Here is a 25,794-nt window from a genome sequence, read left to right on the forward strand (position 1 = left end):
TCTTTCTTTTACAAAGTTACTAGTTCAGATTAATTCTGTCTTCAAATTTTATCATAAAATGAGCAATTGCTGTATTTCAATTTTGAATGGGCATTGTTCATTTTTTTATTATATTTTCAATTGCTAAGTAAAATATTTTGAAAACTGCCATATCATTAGGAAAAACTTTTTTATTTCTGATGACTTTTCGTAATTGACTATTAACAGATTCAATAGCATTTGTTGTATAAATCACTCTTTTGATTTCTGCTGGATAACTAATAAAAACCATTAAATTATCTCAATTTTTATATCAAGATTTAGCAATTTGAGGATATTGTTTATTTCATTTATTTTCAAATGATTCTAAAGCTTGCATTGCTTGTTCTTCACTACACGCAGTATAAATTGGTTTTAAATCTGCAACTAGTGATTTTCTATGCTTATATGAGACATATTTTAAACTATTTCTGATTTGATGAACAATGCATAATTGATGTTCTGTTTTAGGATAAACTGATTGTATTGCTTCTGACATTCCTGTTAAATTATCACTACAAGCAATAAGAATATCATTTAAGCCTCGATTTTTCATTTCTGTAAAATTAGCTAGTCAAAATTTAGCGCCTTCATTTTCACTAATTCATAAACCTAAAACATCTTTTTTGCCTTCTAAATCAACTCCTAAAGCTATATAAACTGATTTATTAATAATCCGTTTATCTTGTCGTACTTTAACTACTATACAATCAAAATAAACAATCGGATAAACACTATCTAATGGTCGATTTTGCCATGCTTTTACATCATCAATAACATCATCAGTAATTTGACTAATAACACTTGGCACTTGGCACTTGGCACTTAGCCCTTTTTACTAGACCATTAATTTAAAAAACCTGAATGTAGGTGGTTGGCCCTAATTACTGGACCACTTTCATACTTTTTTTCTAAATTTTAATTTGTAAAGGCTTTTCTCCCTTTATGTACTATTTTTAAATTTTATCACATAAATGCTGAGAAAAGCCTATCTACGGACTTCTCCCCACATTTTTAAATCAAACATAGCATTACAATTTCAAAACTAGGTATCTTATTGAATTTATATGCAGCTTCTTTTGCATATAAATGAACATGATGTTTTGCAACTTTGATATGTGTTTTAAATGTTCTTCTTATATGTTTTCAAACTGATTCAATTTGGTTGGTATTTACACCAGTTTTTGAAACATAGCTATCTTGATGATTGACTGTTTCATGCTTAGTGAAAACCGATTTAAAATCGCAATATCCTTTTCAAAAATCAGTATGTACATGACACTTTGAAGAAATGTGGTTTCTTGCAAACTGCAAAAGATTTTTACTTTTTGCATTTTTCAATACTTTCACAATTAATTTATTGGTTGTTTTTTCATAAATACCAACAATCAAGGTTTTATTCACCAAGGATCTTCCTTGTTTTTTAAAACCCATATGTGAAAGATACATTTCATCCATTTGCACTATGCCCTCAACAATAAATTGTGATTCTTGTTTGGCAATACAAGTTCTGATTTTATGAACCATTCTTCAAGCAGTTTTCAAAGTTACCCCCAATTCTTTTGCAACATCAGTTGATGGAATTCCATGTTTGGTGTTTATTCATCTAAAGATGAGATAAAACCAAGATTTCAAAGGTATTTGTGACTTGTAAAAAATGGTGCCATGAAGAATACTAAATGTTTGATGACATTTCAAACATCTTATTCTTCTTAAATCAGAAGTATTCAAATTTGTTCAATAACACCTGATACATTTATTTTCCTTCAAACTTACTATATATTTCAAACAATCTTGTTCTGTTTGAAAAGTATTGTTGAACTCATTCAATTTCATTGTTTCCTCCACAAGTACATGTGGGGAGAAGTCCGTAGATAGGCTTTTCTCAGCATTTATGTGATAAAATTTAAAAATAGTACATAAAGGGAGAAAAGCCTTGACTAATAACACTTTCACTAATATCTGCACCATGATATAACTCTTGTAATTGCATTCTAATATCTGATAAAGTCATTCCTTTTGCATATAATGAAAGAACTTGTTGATCAAAACCATCAAATCTTCTTTGTCTTTTTGCAACTATTACAGGAGTAAAATCACTATTGCGATCCCTTGGTACATCAATTTCAATTTTACCTTGTTGAGTTATTAATTTTTTTGAAGTTGTACCATTACGAATATTATCACTATTACTACGTTGATTTCTTTCATGTCCTAAATAATTTTGCATTTCAGAATTCAACATCTTTTCTACTAATCTTTTTGTTAATTCTTTATATAATCCTCCCTCTTTAAAAACTGTTGTTAAATCTTCAGTATTTTCTAATAATAAATCTACTGCTTTTGATATTGGATCATTATTATTAAAGTTATCTTTTTTAGCCATCTGTAACTCACTCTTTCTAGTCATTTAATTATATTTACTAGAACTAATTAAACATAGTTATTTTTGTAAGTCACACAGATTACTAAACATTACCAATAAAAACTCTCTTTTAATTAAAAGAGAGTTTATTTTTTATCATAAATTTTAATAAATTAATTTATATTTATTTTTATAGGATAAAAATAACCAGTTTCTGTATTACCATAAAAAATCAATACATTTGCTTCTTTATCTGATTCTTTATCTTTAAATCAATCATTAGGTACTGGCTTTTCATTTTTATCATAAATTTCATTTTCATTTCTAAGCTTATTAAAATCAATTTTTTCTTTATACATACCTTTTAATAAAACTTTAACAGCTAATTCTGAATCTTTTTGTAATTTTTTTAATTTATTTATAACATCTGTTACTGCTTCTTGTTTATTCATTGTTGCTTTAGTTGAAGTTGCTGGTGCTCATGAAGCGAATGGCAAAGTTGTCTTTGCAAAATAATTTTGCATATCAATATCTGAAATAATTGTTTGTTTAGTTATATCAATCATTGTTGAACCTTGATAATTTGGATCATTTGAATTACTACTTATTTTGACAACTATTTTAGATACTTTTTCAAGTTCTTGTTTATTGTTTGTTATTTCTTCATTATTTTCGTTATAAAATTGAAGTTGATAACCAGCAGCTAATGGCATTGACTTAAATTCATCAAAACTATTTATATTACTAATTAATTCTTTATAACTTTTACTTGGATTAGCAATAATGTCTAAACCAGTTAATTGAGTAATAGTACTTAAATCAGTTTTATCAGATTGTTCTTTTATATTTATTTTAATTGGCGCTGTTGAACCTTGATAATTCAAATCATTACTATTGCTAGTAATAACTATATATAAATCACCAACTTTTTGTAATTTAGTAGTTATATCATTTTTAGCTTCTTTATCACTAAAATATTTAATTACAGGGTTACCTAACTTTGGATTTAAGTTTTTAACTTCTATTGTATTATTTATTAATGTATCTAATTTTTTATTACTTTTATTAACATCTACAGTAATATTTGTTGTTAGTTTAGTAATTTTATCTTTTAATTCTGTTTTTTGTGTTGTGTTATTATCACAAGCAACAACTGATAATGGTATTGGTGTTGATATTGTTAAGATCGATAATAATTTTACTAAGTTTTTCATTTTTTACCTCGCTTAAAAATAATAAGTTAATTTAAAAACCAATAAAGATTTTGAATTAATAATATATGAAAACCAAATATTTTACAATATAACTTTAATATGCAAAAATACTTGTAAATTAAGTTATTTTTTAAAAAATTTCTTTTCTTTTTTATATATTTTAAAATTATTTTTTAATTAAAAATTATAATTATCTATTACTAGTAAAGAAAATGTGATATTATATTATTAAAATTTAATATAAGTTTTTGACCTATTTACTTTATTTCAAAATAAATAGGTTTTTTGTTTTAATTTAGAAAAGGAAGATAAAGAAATGCCTAAAAATAAATTTTTAACAGCTATTGAAGAAGGTGACTTACAAACAGTTAAAACTTTACTACTTAATCCTGATAACAATAAGTTCGATATGGAGGGTGCCTTAATAACAGCCGCTGATTATGGTCACATTGAAATAGTTCAATTTTTAATAGAAAATAATACTGATATCAATCATATAAATAGTACAAAAGATACTGCTTTAATGTTAGCTGCCGAACAAGGTCATGAAAATATAGTTAAAATTTTAATAACAAACGGTGCTAATGTTAATTATATAAACAAAGATTATGATACACCTTTATTATTAGCTACCAAAAAAGGTTACATAAAAATAGTTAATCTTTTAATAACAAATGGTACTAACATTAATTATATAAACAAAAATGATGATACAGCTTTATTATTAGCTGCTGAACAAGGTCACACAAAAATAGTTAATCTTTTAATAACAAACGGTGCTAATGTTAATCATAAAACAAAATTTGGCAATGCTGCTTTAACAAAGGCCGCTAAAAATGGCCATTTAAATGTAGTTGATTTATTAATAACCAATGGTGCTGATATTAATCAAATAAATTTACGTGGTGAAACTGCTTTAATAAGAGCACAAAAACATACAAAAGTAGAAAAAATTTTAACAAAACAACATTCTTTAGAATCTAATAAAAATGAAATCAATACAACTAATTATAATAATAAACCATCAATAAAGGTTACTGTTCTTTTGTATTAAAAGAACAGTAACCTTGTTAAATGTTTAATCTTATCTATTATAAAACTTTTTATTATTTATGCCATATTTTTAATATTATTAATTAATTGATAATTAATAGGATTATTAAAATTATTATCTTCGTGCACACATTTTCCAACGTGAATATCATTAATACCATTTTTTAATAAAACATTAATATTTTCTAAATTAACTCCACCACCAGCAAGAATTTTTATTGGTAAATTTAATTTCTTTAATTCTTTAAATTTATTAATATTATTTACAATATTATCTTGACCACCAGAAGTTAAAACTGTAGTAACACCTAATTTTACTAACTGTTCTAAAGCTTGTTTTTTATTAAAAATTTCATCAAAAGCACGATGAAAAGTTATTTTTAAAGGCTTTGCTAATTTAATAATTTCACTCATTCTTTCAACATCAATATTATTATCTTTAGTTAAAATACCACAAACAATACCTGATGCATGAGTTGTTTTAATAAATTCAATATCTCTTTTAAAGATTTTAAAATCATTATCAGTAATATTAAAACCATTATTATTATTTCTAACCATAACCATTACTGGTTTCAATGAAATTTTACATGCTTCAGCAATCAATTCATAATTTGGAGTATAACCACCAAATTCCATAGCAGTACAAAGCTCAACTTGATTAGCTAAAGAATTATTAATTTTTTCTATATCTTTTAAAGATGTAGCTATTACTTCTAAAAACATAAAATATCTCTCCCCATCTTATTTTTTTGATAAATAAGTTTTCAATAAACTAACTTTATCTAATTTCTCTCAAGGTAATTGTAAATCATTTCTACCAAAATGACCATAAGTTGATAATTGTTGATAATTTTGTTTAAATAACTCTAATTTATCAATCATAGCACTAGCAGAACAATCAAAGACTTGATAAATTATTTCTGTTAATTTTGCCTCTGTTAAACCGGAAATAATAGTTTGATGAGTATTAACAAATATTGCAATTGGTTCAGGAGTTCCAATTGCATAAGCTAATTGTACTTCACAAATCTTTGCTAAGTTAGCAGCAACAATATTTTTAGCAATATACCTAGCATAATAAGCACCCGTTCTATCAACTTTAGTGGGATCTTTTCCTGAAAAAGCTCCCCCACCATGACAAGCAGCTCCACCATAAGTATCAACCATTAATTTTCTTCCTGTTAAACCAGTATCACCAGCAGGTCCACCAATTACAAATTTACCAGTTGGATTAATTAAATATTTAAAATCAATATTTAAATGATATTTATTAGCAATATATTGCATAATTTCTTTATGAATAAATGTTTTAAATTGTTTTTCATCATAATTTGCTTGATGTTGAATGCTCATTAAAATAGTATGTATTTTTAAATTTTTAGGGTCTTCTTGATCAATAGTAACTTGCGCTTTCATATCAAGAAGTGCATACTTAAATTTTTTTTCCTTTCGTAATTTTGTAGCTCGTTTAATTAATTCATGTGCTAAAACAATTGCTAATGGCATATATTCTGATGTTTGTTGACATGCATAACCAAACATTATTCCTTGATCACCAGCACCAATTTGATGATTTTTTAATTCAACACCTTGTAAAATATCAGGTGATTGTTCATGAATTAACACTTTAATTTCACAAGTAAAACCATTAAATCCAATTTCATCATTTATATAACCAATTTCAGTAATAACTTTTCGCGCAATTGCTTGATAATCAACTTGAGCATGACTATGAACTTCACCACCAATTAAAACAAAATTTGTAGTAATAAAAACCTCACATGCTACTTTGGCATGTGGATCTTGTTTTAAAAAAGCATCTAAAATTGCATCAGCAATTTGATCGCAAATCTTATCAGGATGACCAGGAGCAACAGACTCACTAGTAAAAAGAGGATGGGTAATATTAGGTATTAATTTCATATTTTTTAACCTTTCTCAAGTAAAATTTTTTTTGTAATTCATGGCATAATTTCATTATCAAATATATCTTTAATATTAGGTTCATTAATTAAAGCATGTTTACCATCAAAAATAAAAACATAACTATGATGTTTCTTCCAATATTTTTTATTAATTTTAAGTTGATGAAAATCACTAAATACATCATCAGCACTTTGCAAGATTAACGTTGGAAGTTTTGAATTACTAATTTCCATTATACTTTTTTTATTAATTTTTTTAAATTGTAGTAAAAAACGTAATGATCAATTTTGACGATTACTATATCTTTGATTTATATTAGTAATATGAGCATTATTACTAGAAATATCTTGATTTTCAACATAGATTGGCATTTGAATATTAGAATTAAAAATAAAAGCAAAACAAAAACAAATAATAAAACTTAATGAAAATTGATAAAGATTTTTTTTAGTTACTAAATTACTAGTAATTAATGCTGATACTTGTGAATTATTTTTAACAGCATGACTGGCAATAGCTGCGCCTAATGATTCACCAAAAACAATAATTTTTTGATTAGGATATTTAGATTTTACTGCACTTATTATATCTTTTAAATCATTAATATCAGTACCTAATGATTTAAATTTTCAATCTTGTCCATTTTTACCATTACCTCTTCGATCATAAGTAATTAAAGATAGTTGTGATTTTTTACAAAAAGAACTTAATAATTTAAAATCATCTTTTTGACCTTGCAAGCCATGAGCACCAATAATAATGACTGTACTTTTATCAACCATTTGCTTAAATAATTTTACTTCATAACCATCACGTAAAATAATTACCTTTTCTCGTATTTCAGCAGCTTGTTGTACATGAACATTATCTTTAATTTTTGCCATTAATAAAATTCTTAAAATTATTAAAATAATTAATATACTAATCCCAATTAAAATCGAATATAAACCATTTTTATCAGTAAAAAAATTAGCATTGTTTCATATCATGTTAAAGTTAGTCCCTTCCTATATTTGTAATTATTCGTAAATTTTAAAATTAGGTGCTTGTGGATGAATAAAAATACGTTCAATTTTTTGTGCTTTATTTGTCTCATCATTAATAGTTAATAAAACAGCTGAAAATTGACCTTCACCATCAGCTGGACTAAATTTTGCCGGCATACTTTTTTTATCACGAATAATAACTTCTTCAGCTTTAGCACCAATAATAGAATAAAACGGACCTGTCATTCCAACATCGCTAATAAAAGCAGTACCTTTTGGTAATAAACGATTATCTGCTGTTTGAACATGAGTATGAGTCCCTACCACACAAGTAACTTGACCATCAAAATTTCAAGCAAAAGATAACTTTTCCGCTGTTGCTTCAGCATGAAAATCAATAATATGAATGTCACTTTTTTCTTCACTATTTTGTTTATCAATCGTAATAAGTTGTTCAAGAGCAAAATAAGGATTATCAGATTTATCCATGAAAGTACGACCAATTAAGTTTGTTACACGTACTTTTTTATTACCAACTTTAACTAAAATTGTACCATTACCTGGATGATAAGGATTATAATTTAAAGGACGCAATAAATCGGGAGTTGTATTAATATACTTAGCAACATCAGGATGACCAAAAATATGATTACCGGTAGTAATAATATCAATACCAGCATTTTTTAATTCATCATAGTGTTTTTTACATAATGATTTACCATGAGTAGTATTTTCACCATTCGCAACTACTAAATCAATCTTAAATTGATTTTCATATTCCTTTTTTATTTTAGGAATTCAATATTTAACCATTTGTCTACCAACAATACTGTAAATATCACCAATTATTAAAATTTTCATTAATTTCCACCTGCTTTATTCTATTTTATCAATTTCTTGTAAAACTTTAATAAAATTATACTTTTCCGTATATTTTTCATATATTACTTGTCGTTTTTTATATTTTTCATAAAGATGCAACTTACTTTCATATTTATTTAATAAAATAATAACTTTTTGTAGACTATCATGAACAGCCGTTCGTGATACTTTTTGTAAATCAGCGATTTCTTGTAAAGATAAATTCTCAATAAAGTAATTTGTAAAATATTGTTTTTGTTTTGCTGTTAATAATGTATTATAAAAAGCAAATAAACTATAATATAAAACTTGTTTTTCTAAACTATTCATTTTCATACTCCACAAACAAATCACTTGTTAAACTAAAAATATACTTATCTAAATCAAACTCTTCCAAGTCATTAATACCTTCACCAAAACCCATTAATTTAACAGGAATATCTAATTCTTCCTTAATAGCAAGAATAATGCCACCTTTAGCAGTGCCATCCATTTTTGTTAAAATAATGCCAGTCAAAGAAACAATTTTCATAAATTCTTGCGCTTGATTAATACCATTTTGTCCAGTTGTACCATCAATTACTAACAATGTTTCATTAGCTTCATGTCCTAATTTCTGAGTAATAATTTTATTAATCTTTTTTAACTCCTGCATCAAATTAACTTTATTTTCTAATCTCCCTGCTGTATCAACAATAATAACATCACAACCTTCAGATTTAGCTGCTTCAATTCCAGCATAAACAACACTAGCTGGATCTTGCTTTGGTGTTCCTAAATAACAAGGAATACCAATTCTTTCTGCTCAAATTTGCAATTGTTCAACTGCACCAGCACGAAAAGTATCAGCAGCAACTAGAATTGGTTTTTTACCTTGTGTTTTTAATTTAGCTGCTAATTTAGCTGCTGATGTTGTCTTACCATTACCATTAACACCAACAACTAAAAATAACGAAATATTATTACTACTAAAATTTAATCTTGTAGAAACCAACTGACCATCAGTATAAATAACAAACATTTTATCAATAATAATATCATTAATATCTTTTGGTTTTGTTAATTTTTGAATTTTAGCTTCATGACGAATTTCATCAGTAATAGTTTCTGCCATTTTGTATCCAACATCTGCTAAAATTAATACTTCAGTTAATTCTTCAAAATATTGTTCATCAAGTTGATGATAACGCGCTGCTAATGCTTTAATTTTAGATGCAAATAATGTTCTTGACTTTTTAAGGCCCTGATCATATTTAGTTGTCTTTTGACCAAATAATTTTGTCTTTAAATTTTTAAAAAATGCCATATTTTCACCTACATTGTTTATTATACCAATAAATAACTAGTTATTTATGACATTAATACTTTAATTTTATTAAAATATTAATAGTACGATTTAAAAGTTTTATTTAATAAGTAATTTATTATATTTTAATTTAATAATAAATCCAAAAAATATCAATCATTTTTTCTTGATTTTAACTAAAAATAAAAGATTGCAAAAGCAATCTTTTAACTTGTTTTATTAAATACATGATGAATTTGATGGGTTATATCCACTTGTTGAAGGTTGATTTTGTAAATCCATTGCATTTATTTTTTTAGTTTTATTAAAACTTAATCGCTTTATTTTTTCTTCAAATACATGTTTCTCATTATTAGCAATTTCTTTTTCTAATAATAAATTTTTAAGTTGATCAGTCTTAATTAAAATATCCTTATTTATATCTTTGTTCTTATTAACACAACCAAAAGTAAAAATAATAATAATATAATTTAATACTGAATTTGTTTTTTTCTGTTCAAAATGTGCAATATCTCTTTCAATATTGATAATTTCTCTTTCAATATTAGTAATTCTTTTAGTTATATTTAATAAGATTTGTTGATTTTGTTTTATTCTTAATTTTTGCATTTTTTTTAAAAAAAATTTAGAAACTTTCTTATCTTTTGAAAAATCTTTGGCAAAAGATAAACTATCATTACCCATTTTATCTTTCTCAATAAAATTAGCACCTTTATTAATTAATAAATTAATAAATTTTAAATCAGCATTACCCATTATAGCATAATGTAAAGGAGTATTATCGCTATTATTTTTGGCATTTATATTAGCACCATATTTAATTAATAGATCTGCAGTTTCTAAAAAATTATGAAAACATGCATAATGTAAAGGAGTATTACCAGAATTATCTTTTTCATTTATATTTAAATTATTTATTTTATTAGTAAGAAAATAAATAACTACCTTATTATTACCATTTTGTAAAAAGTAAATAAAAAGTTTTTGATCAAAAACTTTTCTTAAGTTTTCATCCGTTAATATTCTTTTTGCTTCATTCAATTCTTGCATTTTAAGTTTTGATTGAGGATTATTATTTTTATCTGGGTGAGTTTTTAGAGCAGTCTGTTTGAATTTTTTTTTAATTTCTGCTACTGATGCTGTTGGTAATACATTTAATATATCATAATAATTAGAAATTAATGATTCATCTTTCAAATTTCTTTTTTTCTCCTTTCAAAATAAAAACCCATTTACTTTAAAATAAAGTAATGAGTTAAAAACTATATTTAGTTTTCAAATAAAGTATACATATTTGACTATTAATTTGGTAAATTTAAATATTTAAATTTACCAAACATTCTTTAGTGAACTTTATTTTATTGATCAGATTTTAATAATTCAATTAAATTCATTTTATTTAATTCATGATTATTGATAATAAATGTTGATATATATATACCACCAATTATGGTAAAACTTACTGGTAATATTCATCATGTTATTGTAAATGGTAAAGCCACACCAACAAAACTAGTAAGAATAGAAATTAAACCATAAATAGCAAGGAAACCTAGGGCAAATCCTACAATATAACCAAGTAATGCTCAAGGTGTAAAAATACCTAAAGTAAAAAAATTAATTTCTCAATTAGTATATCCTTCTGCTTTCATATGAGCCATAAAACGACGAAATTGATCGGTAAATAAATCAGTAATCATAATAACAATTAATATTGAACAAATAATCGTTGTCACAATAAATAAAGCACTAGCACTGAAAGCAATATCTGACATTTTAGTAAGCATTGCTTGTTGTCTTGATAATAAATAATTTTTTTTGACCATTGGTATATTTTGATTACCACTTAAACTAGTGGTTGCATAAATAGTATAATCATCTAAATTTGATTTAAAACTCATTCTTCCAATTAAATCAAAAACATTAGCATTAGCACTTAACTTACCATTAAATCATTGAAATACATCCGTTCCTGAATAATAAGGATTATCATCAATATAACTATAACCCATAATTTCATTAGCTCATTTTTGATCAACATAGGCTTTAGGAGTATCATAAGAATCTTGAATTCCCACAACTTGATATGTATGAAGTGGATTATCATTACCCGTAATATTTTTTCATCATGTTGGCATGTTATTTTTAATATCTGCTTGTAAACTATCAGCATTAATATTATTTTCTTTAGTTAAAATATTATTATTAACCATTCCCATAAATCATTCTGCTGGGCGGTTTAATAAAATACTTAATGGATCTTTAGGATCAAATCCATTATATGGCTTTACCAAATCATATGAAAAAACTCTAATTCATTCACCTGTTGAATCGCAAATACGTGATAAATCAAAATCAATTGTTTTAGCATTATCAGCTGTTGGAATTTTACCACTTTTAGCACTATCACTAATATCAGAAGGCAATTTTAATCAAATATCATTAACATTATTTCAAGTACTAGGTTCATTATTTATAATTGGTTGTCCTTTTTCATCATACATACCATTATACCTAGTGCCGTGGATATCACTATATTCTTTACTATTATCAGATAATTTTATTTTTTGATCACCACGATAATTTCATTTTGTTCCACTTTTTGATCAAATGCCACCATTTGTAGTATAAAAATCTGTTGGTGGTGTTTCACCGTAATATCAATTTTCTTTTGGTAAAGGAATACTTTTACCATCAATATTTTTATAACATAGAGTATTAACTTGTGGTACACCACTAAATTGTGAACCAACATCTAATCCAAATTTAGATTGAAAAGCACGATTGATAACCATTGGAATAGCATTAGCATTAGCATTATATTTTAAAGCTTTAACTTCATCATTTTTTAATACCAACATCGCAGTATTGGGATTAATACCAATAACATCCATTAGTTCTTTTTTAGCAATTTTTGTACTTTCATCAACACCAACTTTAAACTGTGTTACTAATTCTTCATCTGGTCCATTAATATCACCATTATTAGTAGTTTTTGGATTAAAAGCAATAGTATTATGACCAATACTAAAATAATCATAAGGTTCTTCTTTAATATTAGGTCTTGGCAAACTATCAATACTCTGACGAACAAAGCCTGGTAATACTTGCTTTAAAATTTCTTTAATTGCCTCTGGACCAGGTGGCACTCCAGGATTGTGAACTTGCAAAATATTAGGTAATTGGCCACTTGCAAAATTAACAATATTATATGAAAATATTTTTGATGGTGTATTATCTTCTTTACTTAAATCAGTTATTAACTGATTACTAAAGGCTTTGCCACCTAATCAACTATATGTTCAAACTAAATCATTAAGATCTAATGTCCCTGTTGATTGTTCTTGATAATAAGAGGACATTTTTTTTATAAACTCTGCTCTTTCAGATTCAGGAAAAGATGAATCAAAAGTAAAAATATCAGCAAAATTATTAGTTAATTTTTCTTTTTTAAACAATAATGGATTATATCATCCAACACGTGCCTTTTTCTCATCATAAACAATTTTATCTTCAGGTCAAGGCATAGCACCATAAGTTGGATAATATTTCTCACCGCTTGGTCGATTAAAAAAATCTCATGAATATAATCCATATTTACTCATTGGCATATTCGGCATTGGTGTTTGATACTCATAATAATTTTTATATTTTTGAGTTTTGAAATAATTAACTTTTAAACTATTAATAGTGGCAGGAACTAGTGTTGTTGCTACAATTGAAAGTGAAGCTAAAGTAATAACTCCCGAAGTAACTAAAATTTTTTTTCAACTAGTTTTTGATAACGATAATAAAAAACGAAGACGAAAATTATTTTGTAAAAACTTGCTAGCTCTACTTTTAGGAACACCTAAAGCTAAATCACTATCTTTTTTAATTAAAAATAAAGGATCACGTTTTAAAAGACGAAAGGCAGTTAATAAAGTAACAATTGTAATAAAACCAATAATTAAAACAATTGAAATAAATAATGGAACAACATCAAAGTTAAAAACATTATATGGTAAAACAAATAAAGTATTAAAAATCTCAGTTAAATATACCTGAATTACAAGACCAACAATTCAGCCAATTGGAATTGCAATTAATAGTGTTAATAATGGATATGCCAAATAAGAAATCGTAATTTGTCATGTTTTATAACCTATTGATTTTAAAATACCCATTGAAACTTGTCCATGTTGGATTGCTTTTTTAACAATTAAAGTAGTAATAAAAATAACAACCGTTAGTAAAAATAATACTCCTGCTATTGCTGCAAATAAAAATCCAATTATTGCTGAATTAAATATCTTTTCTTTACTATTATAAAGAGAAAACTGACTATTACTACTTGTAACTACAGGATTTGGATTAATAAGGTATGTAGAAGAAGATTGTGGTGTTGGAACTGTATTACCATATTTCTCAACTAAATACTTATTATAATCATATTGATTTAAATCACTAACACCATTATCACTAAATATTGTTTTTTGAAAAAAATCATTAAATAAATCAACATCAAATTCATGAATACTATTTTTAGGAACATTATTTCATTTTGTAAAATACATTAAAGTATTATCAGTTTTATCTGCTGTCTTATATCAATTTCCATCATTTCATGCTGAAGGTGTAACATAAGCAATAAATTCAGTTCTTGTATTGGGAATTGGATCTAAGTCACTAATCGTTGGATAAATATCATAAGCATCACCACCAATACCACTAACAATAAAGTCAGTACCATTAATATTAATATGATCGCCTGGTTTATACGCTTTATTACTTTTATTTTTTCTTGCATATTGTGGCGTAATAACTATTTCATTTTTACTTGTTGGTGCAACACCTTCAAATACTTTTAGATTAGTATGATTTAAAGCATTAGGTAAACCAATATCAATAATTTTAGTATTAATTTGAGTATTATTAATTACTCCAGCACTGGCAGTAAATTGATTACGAACATATAAATCACGCATTTGTAATGCTGCAACCGCACGAATTAAATATGAAGAAAAAGCGTCTCTTTCAGTGCCATCACTAATCATATTATAGTTAAAAGGTGAATGATAACCAATAGAAGTATTAGTAAAATTAGTATAAATGTTACTATCTGATTCTGTTGCAGAAAAATTACGATAAATTCTCATTCATTGACCATTCATACCATACTCATTATCTAATCTTGGATCAATTTCAGTTTCCTTAACTACTTTAATAAAAAGTTCATTTCTTTCTGTTTGATCTTGTAAATTAACACTATCAGGAATAGTAGCATCATTAGAAGAAGATCTAAAATTTATTTTATTTTCTAAAATTCAAGTGGTAACTTTATCATTATCAGTCTCCTTTAATATCGGTTCTGTTGAATGTTTTGTAATCCATTCCTTAATAAAAGTATTAATAGATTGAAGAATATTGGGTGCTGTTTTTTTTAAAAAAACATCACGATATAAATCATCTGCTGCTGTTTTAAAATGGTTTTTTAAATTCTCATTAGCAGCATTTTTTGACTTTAATAATAATTGACCATAGATGCTTGCTTTAACATTATTATTATTCAAATTAAAAATTAAAGGATTATCTGGGGTTGTTCATCTTATATCATTAAACCCAGTAATATTACCTGTATTATCACGAGTATAATCAATAGTTAAGTTATCTTTAGTGATTGGTAGGATTTCTTGATCTGTGCCTATTTTTGTATCATCAAAATAAAGCGCTTTAGTACTTTTACTATCAGTTCCATTTTGAACATAAAATCGACCTAACTTTAAACTAAAAGCTTGATTAGCAATTTGTTTAATACCTTGCGACACTGGTGAATAAGATAAAACAGTATCAAACTTAAGATCATTTAATCCTAATTGATTGCTTCCTTCAATCATTCTAACGTACGAAATTCAACTTCCAGTAACCAACGAAGTTGCAAAAGCAGTAAGTAATAATAAAATAACTAATTGTAATTTACTTTTTCATGTAGCAACTAAAGTCTGCTTTAATAGTAACGCATTCTTAAATAAACTTTTTTTTGCTTTCTTATTAGTAGACACCATTTTTTTATCATTCGCTTTTTCGCGTTTATTTAACCTTGCCATTACAGTTCTCCCTAATTCCTGAAATTAAAATTTTGCATTTAATTTTAATTATTAAGTTCACATATGGATTAATAATATCACACTTATACAAAATTAATATATAGGATAATTTTAAAATAAATAATAGATAGTTTTTATAATGTTTAATTTTTCTCTGTTTGATATATTACCATATTTAAATTGTTTATTTAAATAAATTTTAAAATTAAAATAACTAATGATACAATTTGTAAGAAATGAATTTAATTATTTTCAGAGTTAAATGTATTAAATTTTAGTAAAATAAAATTGACAAAAATAACACTTTATTTAAGGAGAACTGCTATGAAAAAAGTATTTACCAAGTTAGGAATTATCTTAATAGCAAGTGCCACTATTTTACCTCTATCAGCTTGTACCTTTAATTTTTATGTTAACCGTGTAACTAATAGTATCGCTAAAAGTTTTGCTGACCAAACTTCTGCTTTAATTAAAAGTATGGTTATGTCAAAAGAGTTAGGTGCTGATACTAGTAGTACTAATGATGATATTATGGGAAAAATTAAAAATAATAGTATTAATAATTTAACTAAAAATACTAGTTTAGATAATTGAGGTGATTTACAAACACGTTGAGGGGAAAATGGAAAAATTGATGTAAATAATTTTGATCCTGATATTTTTTTTAAAGCTTCTGGAACAGGTGAATTAACTAAAACCATCAATAGTAAAAAACAAGTTAATGATATTTTTTCATCACTTGATTATATTAGAACTATATCAATTATGGCTAACCCACAATTAGAAAATATAGTTGTAGGTGCTGGTATGGACCCCATTTCTAGTTTTTTAAAATCATTACAAGGTGACTTAAGCACTTTACCAGCTGGATTACAATTAGTTGCCAATTTAATTAATAACTATGGTTCTAATTTTTTAAATCCGCTAACTAGAATATTTGGTAATTTAGTCAATGGCAGTTGATCTGATCAACAAACTTCGACACCCACTGATGAAGAAACATTAACTAAGTTTATGAATAATTGAAAAGATGATAGTGGTCAACCTTATAGCGCTTGAAATGATGATGGAGAATGAAAAATAAGTCCAAGTTTTGGTCAATTTCCTGGTCATAAAGTTGAAAATTGAAAATCAAAACAAGATTATGATTTATATCATGGTGGCACTTTAATTAATTACTTGTTTTGAAAAATGAGTGAAGACAATAAAATTTTTGGTAAAGATGGTAAAACTCCAAGGTATTTAGGTAATATTCTTTCAGAATATATAACTGTTAATGGTATAAATCCACCGGATGTTCAATTTGATGATAAAGGATTTTTTGCTGATATTGAAAAATACTTTCCCTATCTTTTAACTAACCCACTTTATATCTTAACAATTATTGAAGCAATTATTCCGGTTATTAAAAAATGAATATTAGATATGCCCGATATTACTGAAGGTGTTAAAAATTTAACAATTGGTAATGGTTATCCATCAAAGCCAAGTGCTGGTAGCTATAATTTACTTGATATTATCAATACTATAAAATCTTTAATTAGCCAACCAGAAAAATTAAAACAAATACTTCTAACCGTATTTGGTAAAACTACAGCAGAAACTCGTGGTTTCGATACATTTCTTTATGATGTTAAACTTAATTTAAAAGTTAAAATTGGTCCTTTACCTATATCAGCAAATTTAACCTTAGGCGGGCTTATTGGTGATAGTGCATATGATCCTAGTCCATTAATTGATACCATTATCAAAGCAATTAATACAGATAGTGTTAAAAACATTATTACTAGTATTACTGATCTAATTACCAAAATTTCAGAACAATATCCAGGTAATGAAGGTATTAATATTGATTTACAAGATTTAGAGAATTTTTTATTTAATAATACTACTGGTCTCTTAATAATTTTTAAAAATGATACTATTGTTACTCTAAAAAACATAATTAATAAAAGTGATGTAACAGCAACCGATGTCGAAGAATTATATAAATCATTAGGTGGACACATTAATAAAGATGATCCAGAATATCCAACTTTTACTCAAGGTTCAATACTGGATATTTTACAAAAAACTATGCTTGAACCACACAGTCAACTAAATAATATCTTAAATTTATTACTTGGTACTACTGATGAAAGTCATAAATTAGGAATTAAAAATATTATTACTACTAATAATAATCAATGAATTAAAGATAACTATGAAGTTTATTTTGATGCTGATAACACAACCGACATTAATAAAAAAATAGGTAATACTTCTAATATTACTATGACTAAAACTACCATCAATAATATTGAAACAATTAATTTAAAATATGATTTTACATATAAAATTAAAAACACTACATATCATTTTATTATCACTGCTATTGATATTGAAAATTTAATTGATTTTCAAGGTATACGTACTTTTAAATTTAAAAGTATTACTTTAGTAAAATAAAAAACTAATTTTAATAATATTATTTACTAGATATTTAATAAAAAATTATAGTTATCATAATAATAATTATTTTTAACTATAAAATATATGACTATATACTATACAATTTTAATTTTAATGCTATACTTAATTAAGTGCTTATTAATCTCATTATATCAGATATTATTATCAGATTTATCAATTAGGCGCCAGAAAGAAGAGGCATTGTTAATGGAAAACAATCAAACAATCGAAGCATTATTAGAAGAAATTAAAGTTTTAAAAGAAACAGTAATTACTATTAATGCAAGTTTAACAACACTTGTAAAAATCACAGAAGAACGTGAAAAACGTTTTGCTGAACGTGGAGCAAGAACACAAGGGGATAGAAATTCTTCTGATCGTGGAAACTTTAGACCACGTTCTGACCGTGGTGATTCTAGTTGAGGAAACAGTGGTGGATTTAGCAGACGAGACCGTGACGACCGTAATCGTAAAGGATAATTTAAACAAATAAAAAAACTTATAACTAAGATTTAGTTATAAGTTTTTTTATTTGTTTAAATGTATAAATTAAATATTAAAAATAACTATTTTAATTTCACTAATTTGTTAATTTTTCAAAATCTAAAACACCATCAACTCAACTATTATTAAAATTAGTATCATGAGTTGTCAATAATACAGTGCCTTCAAATTCTTGCAATGCTTTTAATAAAGACTCTTTAGCTAAAACATCAATATGATTAGTTGGTTCATCTAAAATTAATAAGTTGTAAGGTTTTAATGCCAATGCTGCTAATCTAACCTTAGTTTGTTCACCACCAGAAAGTAAGTTCATTGGTTTCATTACTAAATTACTACGCAAGCCAAAACTTGCTAAAATTCTTCTAATCTCAACATCATTTAATTTAATATCTAACTCTTTTAAATAATTAAATGGAGTAGTACTAGTCATTACTTCAGTCTGATGAAAATATGCTACTTGCATTCGATCATCTAAATTAATATTTCCAGCAAGTGCTGGAATATTACCGGCTAATGTTTGCAAGAAAGTAGTTTTACCAATTCCATTATACCCTTTAACAACTCACTTACTACCAGTCTTAATAACAAAAGTAAGTGGCTTAATTAATGGTTTATGATAACCTATTTCAAGGTTTTTAGCTTGCACAGCAATTGAACTCGTTGTTTTATAATACTTAAAATAAAACTTTGGAGGAGACTGGATTTGCTGTTTTTCTAAAACATTAATTTTAGATAATTGTTTTCTTCTTGATTCAGCACTTTTAGCAGTTGAAGCACGTGCTGCATTTTTACTAATATAAGTTTCTAATTTTTCAATTAATTTCTTTTGATTTGAATATGCTGATTCATATTGACGATGATGTAAACTTTTTTGTTCTAAAAAACTTTCAAAATTACCAACATAACGAGTAATCATATAATTATCAATATCGAAAATAATATTACATGTTGTATTAATAAAATTACGATCATGTGACACCAATAAAAATGCACTAGGGTAATTTTGTAAAAACTTATCTAATCAATTAATTTGTTCAATATCCAAAAAATTAGTTGGTTCATCAAGTAATAAAAAATCATCTTCATTTAATAATAATTTTGCTAATAACACTTTTGCTCTTTGACCACCACTTAAACTACCTAAAGTTTGTTCTAAAAGCTGTAAATTAATACCCAATCCATCAACTAAACGACCAATTTTTTTACTAATAGTATCAAATCCTTGGTGTGTCAATTCATCTTGAATTTTCATTGCTTTCGTTAATAACTCTTCACTATAATTATTAGCCATTTCTGCATATAAGTTTTCCATTTGTTGTTCACGTTCAAAAAGTTTTTGATAACTTTCACGCAAATATTGTAAAACTGTTAATTCTAAATTAACCTCTTGATGTTGATCCAAATAGCCAATTTTAATTTTAGGATGAATATTTAAATTAATATGATCTGCAGATACTGTTCCATTAATAATATTTAATAATGTTGTTTTACCAACACCATTCATACCAATTAATGCCACATGTTCACCTTTATTAATTTGTAAAGTGGCGTTTTTATACAAAACTTTTCCACCATTAGCATGTGTTAAATTCTCAATTGTGACAATACTCATCTTATACCTCATTAATATTTTTTTAATTACTTAGTAATAATAACATGAATATTAGCCATAAAATAAGAGAAAAGAGAAAATAGTATTAATTTTATAGATTAAAATTTTATTATTATCAACAAAATTGTTAACTTATTAATTATGTTGAAATAAACATTTTACTTTACGGACTTCTCCCCACATGTACTTGTGGAGGAAACAATGAAATTGAATGAGTTCAACAATACTTTTCAAACAGAACAAGATTGTTTGAAATATATAGTAAGTTTGAAGGAAAATAAATGTATCAGGTGTTATTGAACAAATTTGAATACTTCTGATTTAAGAAGAATAAGATGTTTGAAATGTCATCAAACATTTAGTATTCTTCATGGCACCATTTTTTACAAGTCACAAATACCTTTGAAATCTTGGTTTTATCTCATCTTTAGATGAATAAACACCAAACATGGAATTCCATCAACTGATGTTGCAAAAGAATTGGGGGTAACTTTGAAAACTGCTTGAAGAATGGGTCATAAAATCAGAACTTGTATTGCCAAACAAGAATCACAATTTATTGTTGAGGGCATAGTGCAAATGGATGAAATGTATCTTTCACATATGGGTTTTAAAAAACAAGGAAGATCCTTGGTGAATAAAACCTTGATTGTTGGTATTTATGAAAAAACAACCAATAAATTAATTGTGAAAGTATTGAAAAATGCAAAAAGTAAAAATCTTTTGCAGTTTGCAAGAAACCACATTTCTTCAAAGTGTCATGTACATACTGATTTTTGAAAAGGATATTGCGATTTTAAATCGGTTTTCACTAAGCATGAAACAGTCAATCATCAAGATAGCTATGTTTCAAAAACTGGTGTAAATACCAACCAAATTGAATCAGTTTGAAAACATATAAGAAGAACATTTAAAACACATATCAAAGTTGCAAAACATCATGTTCATTTATATGCAAAAGAAGCTGCATATAAATTCAATAAGATACCTAGTTTTGAAATTGTAATGCTATGTTTGATTTAAAAATGTGGGGAGAAGTCCGTAGATAGGCTTTTCTCAGCATTTATGTGATAAAATTTAAAAATAGTACATAAAGGGAGAAAAGCCTTACTTTATTTCAAGTATTAGCTGAAATTGGAATATTATTAATACTCTTTGCATCAAATTTTTCTTGAGTTTGATGAGACAATTTTCTATTTTTAATTATATTAATATTTTGTTCAAAACTTGGTCTAATTTCATCAAAAGGTATGTTTTTTTGAGAACTTAAATAGTTTTTTAAAACTCTAGAATTGATATTATGAAAATCTATTTCTTTTAAGTCCTCCATTTCTAGTTTTTTTTGCTTTTTTTGATTCTACCAAGTTTCACATTTTTTTTAATAAAGGTTTAATTCCATATTCTTTTAGTATCTGAACACCTAATACTGCTACAATTGCTAAAACTACACATCAACCTATAGGCAAAGCAGTGTAAGTGTTGCTATTCCTAAAGCCGCAGGAGTTCATCAGCAAAGCGCCATTACAAAAGAAATTTTAAGTGCAAGAACAGAAATAATTCCTGAAACAACACCAAAAATATAAGTTTCAAAGGCAAAAATAAAAAATTTTCCAACTCACCTACCTAATCGTTTACCTAAAGTATTTTTACTTTCTTTAATCTTTTCATCATTATTATTGACACCATTAATATTTTCTTTATTTTTAAAATCTAAAATAGATTTTTTTCTAATAACTACTTGCTTATCATTTTCATTTTTTATGAATTGACTTTCTTCTAAAAGTTCTTTTTTACAAAAATAAACTCTATATTGTTCTATTATTTTTTGTTCAACATCAGTTTCTTTATTATTAATATATACTATCTTTTCTCATATCTCATCATTACTAAAATAAATTCTCGTCACAATGCAAGAACCATTATCTTTATCTTTTATTTTCTCAAAAAAATACTCATAAATTATAATATCCTTATTAATTTCTGTTTTATATACAAAATCATTTTCTGATTTTAGTTTATATGTTATTAATTCTCTCTGTATTTTCTCTTTATTTTGATGTAAAGGTTCATCTCTAGTAATTCATGCACCTTGTTTTACAATATTACTTATGGCTTTTGATAATATCGGTTTCATTTTTTTCTCCTTATTTGATTAAAAAATAAAAAACCCATTTACTTTAAAATAATAAAGTAATAGGTTTAAATAAAAACTCATATACAGACCAAATATCTTGTTAGAACCTGTTTAGGATCTTTTTAATAAAATTGAAATAAAGGAAAGAACAACCATTTGTAAGCTAGTATTTAATTTTCTTTCACAATTTTTTCATAATCTTCTGCATTTTTCTAATCATGCAAAACTTCGTTCTACAACTCATCTTTTTGGCAATAATACAAAAGAATGTAATTCATTACGTTTGATAGCTTCAACATTGCATTTATAGTTGTTTCACCCGATTTAAATAATTTTCCTGTCTTAGCATCACTAGTATTTTTGAACTTTAAGATAAGATTACACTCTTTTCATTTTTCAATCATTATTATAGCACTGTTACAGTCTGTTTTTTCTGCTGTGGATTATACAAGTCACATAGTAGTGTGAGAATCAACAGCAATATGGCCTTTATTCCTGAAATTTTTCCAACGTCATAACCTTTATTTTTAGCAGTATCTGTGTTCTTAACACTTTGTGAATCAATTATACAAAAACTAGTTTGTTCTTTTCTACCATTATTGATACGAACTTTTCTAACTAATTTTTTTTAAAATTACTTGTCAAGTGCTAGGTTCTTTATCACTATTTTTACTTCAAATTTGAAAATAATAATATACAGTTTGTCATTTTGGAAAATTTTTTGGTAACATTCTTCATTGACATCCACTTTTTAATACATATAAAACTGCACAAAATACTTCATATAAATCTAAATTTCTTGGTTTTGTTTTCTTTTTGCTATTTTCTAAAATTGATCTTATGTTCTCAAATTGTTCTTTAGTAACATGACTTGGATAATTTTTATGCATATATACCCCTTATCTTAAAATATATAGTCATTTTACGTTATTTTATAAAAGATTCCAAACAGGTTCTTATATTTTATATAATTTTTTAAAACAAAATTTATTTTTCAAACTAGATCCCCTTTGTTTTGTTTTTGTTGTTTTTTTTTCTTCTTCTTTTCTCTTTTTCATCTTTTCTAGTTTCATTCACATCATTAATTTCCCATTTAGCAACTTTGCTTAAATCTGTTGAGCCATTAGTTTCTGTTTTCATGGTTTCTTTTTAATTCCCTACTCCTTACTTCCAATTTGAATGTTTTCTCAATTTTAAAATATTAAACGGACTTCTCCCCACATGTACTTGTGGAGGAAACAATGAAATTGAATGAGTTCAACAATACTTTTCAAACAGAACAAGATTGTTTGAAATATATAGTAAGTTTGAAGGAAAATAAATGTATCAGGTGTTATTAGACAAATTTGAAATATCTGATTTAAGAAGAATAAGATGTTTGAAATGTCATCAAACATTTAGTATTCTTCATGGCACCATTTTACAAGTCACAAATACCTTTGAAATCTTGGTTTTATCTCATCTTTAGATGAATGAAAAAAAGAAGAAAGAAAGACACAAGCAGATTCCATCAACTGATGTTGCAAAGGAATTAGGGTAACACAGCTGTGAAAAGAATGGGTCATAAAATCAGAACTTGTATTATAAACTGAACTTGTCAAGAAAAGTGGACAATAAAAGTAACCTTTTATTAAATTTTATAAAATAGCGTTTGTAAGTGTTAAATTTATAGGTATGAAGTAATTATTTGTTGGTTTGGAATGAGCTAATCGATATTCGATTGGACTCATTCCTTTTAATTTTATTTGAGGTCGATAATTATTATAAAAGTAAATATATTTAGGTAAGTTGTCTTGTATTCATTCAATAGTTCTATTTTTCTTGGAGATTTGATGTAAATTCTGTTTTCGTGTTCCAAATCAAGTTTCAAGTAGCACCATTATCACGGAATTACCTCTTCTGAACATTGAAATTTTTATTTTTAATTCATGCATAAAATTTTATAAAGTTGTATGAAGTGAAATCCTTGATCTGATTGTAAATTCATGAAGTAGGTTTTTGAGCATTAACTCAAAACTGGATAATGTTTTGGACAACAAATGTCATGTCTAAACTTGCACTTATTTTATAATAATATTTCATTATTATGAAAATCTTTAACAATTGATAAAATAATATGTTTTACCATTAGTTAATAAATAAGTTATATCAGTTACCTAATTTTGATTAAATTAGTAGTTGAAAAATCACGTTTTAATAAATTATCATATCTTAAACTTCCTGATTTAGTTCTATAATCAAATTTTTTATGCGAACCTTGGCACCGCTCATATTTTTTTCATATATCTATATACAATAGCAAATTTTAATTTTAAATTATAAAGATTTTGTTAATTCATAAAGTTATCATTTTATAACCATAAATTTCTTGAAATTCATAAAAAATATTTTTAATTATATTAGCTAAAAATGTATCTCATTTATTAAATTCATTCATTCCATTCTTAATTCACTTATAATATCCTGATTTTGAAACATTTAATAATCAACATAAATAACTAATCTGATATTTTTTTCAATGAAAATCACAAAATGTTCTTCTTTTGTCGATTTTTCTAAATACTTTTATATCGTTCATTTTCAATATATTCAATTAATTCTTGTTTTGTCATTTCATTAAAATTTAAAGATTGAGTCGACCTGTTCTTTTGGCAACGGTTTGTGGTCTCAGGCCATATTCTAAACCTTTTTCCTAATGAATTTATAATAGCTTTAATTCATTCTTTTATTGATCGTGTCTATACTCTAGTGCGGTTTATCAATTACTTTAATTTTACTTATTTTTTATTTATTTTAGCATAACAGTAATCATTTGGCCATAAAAAATAGACACCTTCCTTAAAGTATTTTAACACAAAGGTTACAATTCTGTCTGCTATTCTAGATGTTCAAACAAGAATCACAATTTATTGTTGAGGCATAGTGCAAATGGATGAAATGTATCTTTCCCATATAGTTTTAAACGGGAAGATCCTTGGTAGATAAAACCTTGATTGTTGGTAATGAAACAGCAATAAATTAATTGTGAAAGTATTGAAAAATGCAATAAAAATCTTTTGCAGTTTGTTTGAAGACACATTTCTTCAAAGTGTCATATACATACTGATTTTGAAAAGGATATTGCGATTTTAAATCGGTTTCACTAAACATGAAACAGTCAATCATCAAGATAAACATATTTCAAAGCTTCGGTGTAAATACCAACCGTTGAATCAGTTTGAAAACATATAGAAGAACATTTTAAACACGCATCAAAGTTGCAAAACATCATGTTC

Annotated in this window: 20 protein-coding genes and 3 pseudogenes; 4 read left to right on the forward strand and 19 right to left on the reverse strand. The window is 25.7% G+C overall.

Annotated elements, in window-relative coordinates; translation table 4 throughout:
* Positions 1-19 precede the first annotated feature (19 nt).
* The 4 genes and pseudogenes from M0D11_RS00285 to M0D11_RS00300 all read right to left on the reverse strand — a co-directional run.
* A pseudogene (locus M0D11_RS00285) lies at positions 20-823 on the reverse strand (IS256 family transposase); the annotation flags it as partial.
* A gap of 209 nt (positions 824-1,032) precedes the next feature.
* Positions 1,033-1,653 (reverse strand): IS1595 family transposase, encoded by a 621-nt coding sequence (locus tag M0D11_RS00290; protein ID WP_252318985.1) that lies wholly within the window; start codon positions 1,651-1,653, stop codon positions 1,033-1,035.
* A gap of 301 nt (positions 1,654-1,954) precedes the next feature.
* A pseudogene (locus M0D11_RS00295) lies at positions 1,955-2,404 on the reverse strand (transposase); the annotation flags it as partial.
* A gap of 152 nt (positions 2,405-2,556) precedes the next feature.
* Positions 2,557-3,597, reverse strand: coding sequence for a hypothetical protein (locus M0D11_RS00300; RefSeq protein WP_252318996.1), 1,041 nt, complete (start codon positions 3,595-3,597; stop codon positions 2,557-2,559).
* Positions 3,598-3,913: 316 nt separating this feature from the next.
* Here M0D11_RS00300 and M0D11_RS00305 point away from each other — a divergent pair, with 316 nt between their 5' ends.
* Complete coding sequence (locus M0D11_RS00305) at positions 3,914-4,651, forward strand: ankyrin repeat domain-containing protein (protein WP_252318998.1); 738 nt, start codon at positions 3,914-3,916, stop codon at positions 4,649-4,651.
* Between the two features lie 56 nt (positions 4,652-4,707).
* Here the strand turns inward: M0D11_RS00305 and M0D11_RS00310 are convergent, their stop codons facing one another.
* The 8 genes from M0D11_RS00310 to M0D11_RS00345 form a co-directional block, all read right to left on the reverse strand.
* Entirely contained in the window at positions 4,708-5,376 is a 669-nt protein-coding gene (locus M0D11_RS00310) for a copper homeostasis protein CutC (RefSeq protein ID WP_252318999.1), read from the reverse strand.
* A gap of 18 nt (positions 5,377-5,394) precedes the next feature.
* Positions 5,395-6,570, reverse strand: a complete 1,176-nt coding sequence (gene metK, locus M0D11_RS00315) for a methionine adenosyltransferase (protein WP_422397957.1) — start codon at positions 6,568-6,570, stop codon at positions 5,395-5,397.
* Between the two features lie 11 nt (positions 6,571-6,581).
* Positions 6,582-7,568: an alpha/beta fold hydrolase gene (locus M0D11_RS00320; protein WP_252319001.1), complete on the reverse strand. Its 987-nt coding sequence runs from the start codon at positions 7,566-7,568 to the stop codon at positions 6,582-6,584.
* A 30-nt stretch (positions 7,569-7,598) separates the two neighbouring features.
* On the reverse strand, positions 7,599-8,426 hold the full coding sequence (locus M0D11_RS00325) for a TIGR00282 family metallophosphoesterase (protein WP_174480992.1): 828 nt from the start codon (positions 8,424-8,426) through the stop codon (positions 7,599-7,601).
* A gap of 15 nt (positions 8,427-8,441) precedes the next feature.
* On the reverse strand, positions 8,442-8,756 hold the full coding sequence (gene ylxM, locus M0D11_RS00330) for a YlxM family DNA-binding protein (RefSeq protein ID WP_252319002.1): 315 nt from the start codon (positions 8,754-8,756) through the stop codon (positions 8,442-8,444).
* A complete protein-coding gene (gene ftsY / locus M0D11_RS00335) occupies positions 8,749-9,732 on the reverse strand; it encodes a signal recognition particle-docking protein FtsY (RefSeq protein WP_252319004.1) in 984 nt (327 codons plus the stop codon). Before ftsY ends, ylxM begins: the two co-directional genes overlap by 8 nt.
* 219 nt (positions 9,733-9,951) lie before the next feature.
* Positions 9,952-10,929, reverse strand: a complete 978-nt coding sequence (locus M0D11_RS00340; protein ID WP_252319006.1) for a DnaJ domain-containing protein — start codon at positions 10,927-10,929, stop codon at positions 9,952-9,954.
* Positions 10,930-11,090: 161 nt separating this feature from the next.
* Positions 11,091-15,818 carry an ABC transporter permease gene (locus M0D11_RS00345; RefSeq protein ID WP_252319010.1) on the reverse strand — a complete coding sequence of 1,576 codons (4,728 nt, stop codon included), beginning with the start codon at positions 15,816-15,818 and terminating at the stop codon, positions 11,091-11,093.
* A gap of 324 nt (positions 15,819-16,142) precedes the next feature.
* Here M0D11_RS00345 and M0D11_RS00350 point away from each other — a divergent pair, with 324 nt between their 5' ends.
* Positions 16,143-18,266, forward strand: coding sequence for a hypothetical protein (locus M0D11_RS00350; protein WP_252319012.1), 2,124 nt, complete (start codon positions 16,143-16,145; stop codon positions 18,264-18,266).
* A 210-nt stretch (positions 18,267-18,476) separates the two neighbouring features.
* Positions 18,477-18,749, forward strand: coding sequence for a hypothetical protein (locus tag M0D11_RS00355; protein WP_174480642.1), 273 nt, complete (start codon positions 18,477-18,479; stop codon positions 18,747-18,749).
* A gap of 100 nt (positions 18,750-18,849) precedes the next feature.
* Here the strand turns inward: M0D11_RS00355 and M0D11_RS07070 are convergent, their stop codons facing one another.
* Positions 18,850-20,385, reverse strand: a complete 1,536-nt coding sequence (locus tag M0D11_RS07070; protein ID WP_252319013.1) for an ABC-F family ATP-binding cassette domain-containing protein — start codon at positions 20,383-20,385, stop codon at positions 18,850-18,852.
* Between the two features lie 402 nt (positions 20,386-20,787).
* Here M0D11_RS07070 and M0D11_RS00365 point away from each other — a divergent pair, with 402 nt between their 5' ends.
* Positions 20,788-21,408, forward strand: coding sequence for an IS1595 family transposase (locus M0D11_RS00365; protein WP_252318950.1), 621 nt, complete (start codon positions 20,788-20,790; stop codon positions 21,406-21,408).
* Between the two features lie 40 nt (positions 21,409-21,448).
* Here the strand turns inward: M0D11_RS00365 and M0D11_RS00370 are convergent, their stop codons facing one another.
* The 6 genes and pseudogenes from M0D11_RS00370 to M0D11_RS00400 form a co-directional block, all read right to left on the reverse strand.
* Positions 21,449-21,715: a hypothetical protein gene (locus M0D11_RS00370; RefSeq protein WP_252319014.1), complete on the reverse strand. Its 267-nt coding sequence runs from the start codon at positions 21,713-21,715 to the stop codon at positions 21,449-21,451.
* Positions 21,716-21,841: 126 nt separating this feature from the next.
* Entirely contained in the window at positions 21,842-22,519 is a 678-nt protein-coding gene (locus M0D11_RS00375; protein ID WP_252319015.1) for a hypothetical protein, read from the reverse strand.
* Positions 22,520-22,630: 111 nt separating this feature from the next.
* Positions 22,631-23,409 (reverse strand): annotated as a pseudogene (locus M0D11_RS07515) (IS5 family transposase).
* 109 nt (positions 23,410-23,518) lie between these two features.
* Positions 23,519-23,659: a hypothetical protein gene (locus M0D11_RS00390; protein ID WP_252319016.1), complete on the reverse strand. Its 141-nt coding sequence runs from the start codon at positions 23,657-23,659 to the stop codon at positions 23,519-23,521.
* 497 nt (positions 23,660-24,156) lie between these two features.
* On the reverse strand, positions 24,157-24,399 hold the full coding sequence (locus tag M0D11_RS00395) for an IS3 family transposase (protein WP_252319017.1): 243 nt from the start codon (positions 24,397-24,399) through the stop codon (positions 24,157-24,159).
* Positions 24,400-24,830: 431 nt separating this feature from the next.
* Complete coding sequence (locus tag M0D11_RS00400; protein WP_252319018.1) at positions 24,831-25,097, reverse strand: hypothetical protein; 267 nt, start codon at positions 25,095-25,097, stop codon at positions 24,831-24,833.
* Positions 25,098-25,794 lie beyond the last annotated feature (697 nt).

The organism is Spiroplasma endosymbiont of Lariophagus distinguendus (assembly GCF_023846195.1).
Taxonomy (GTDB): Bacteria; Bacillota_I; Bacilli_A; order Mycoplasmatales; family VBWQ01; genus Spiroplasma_E.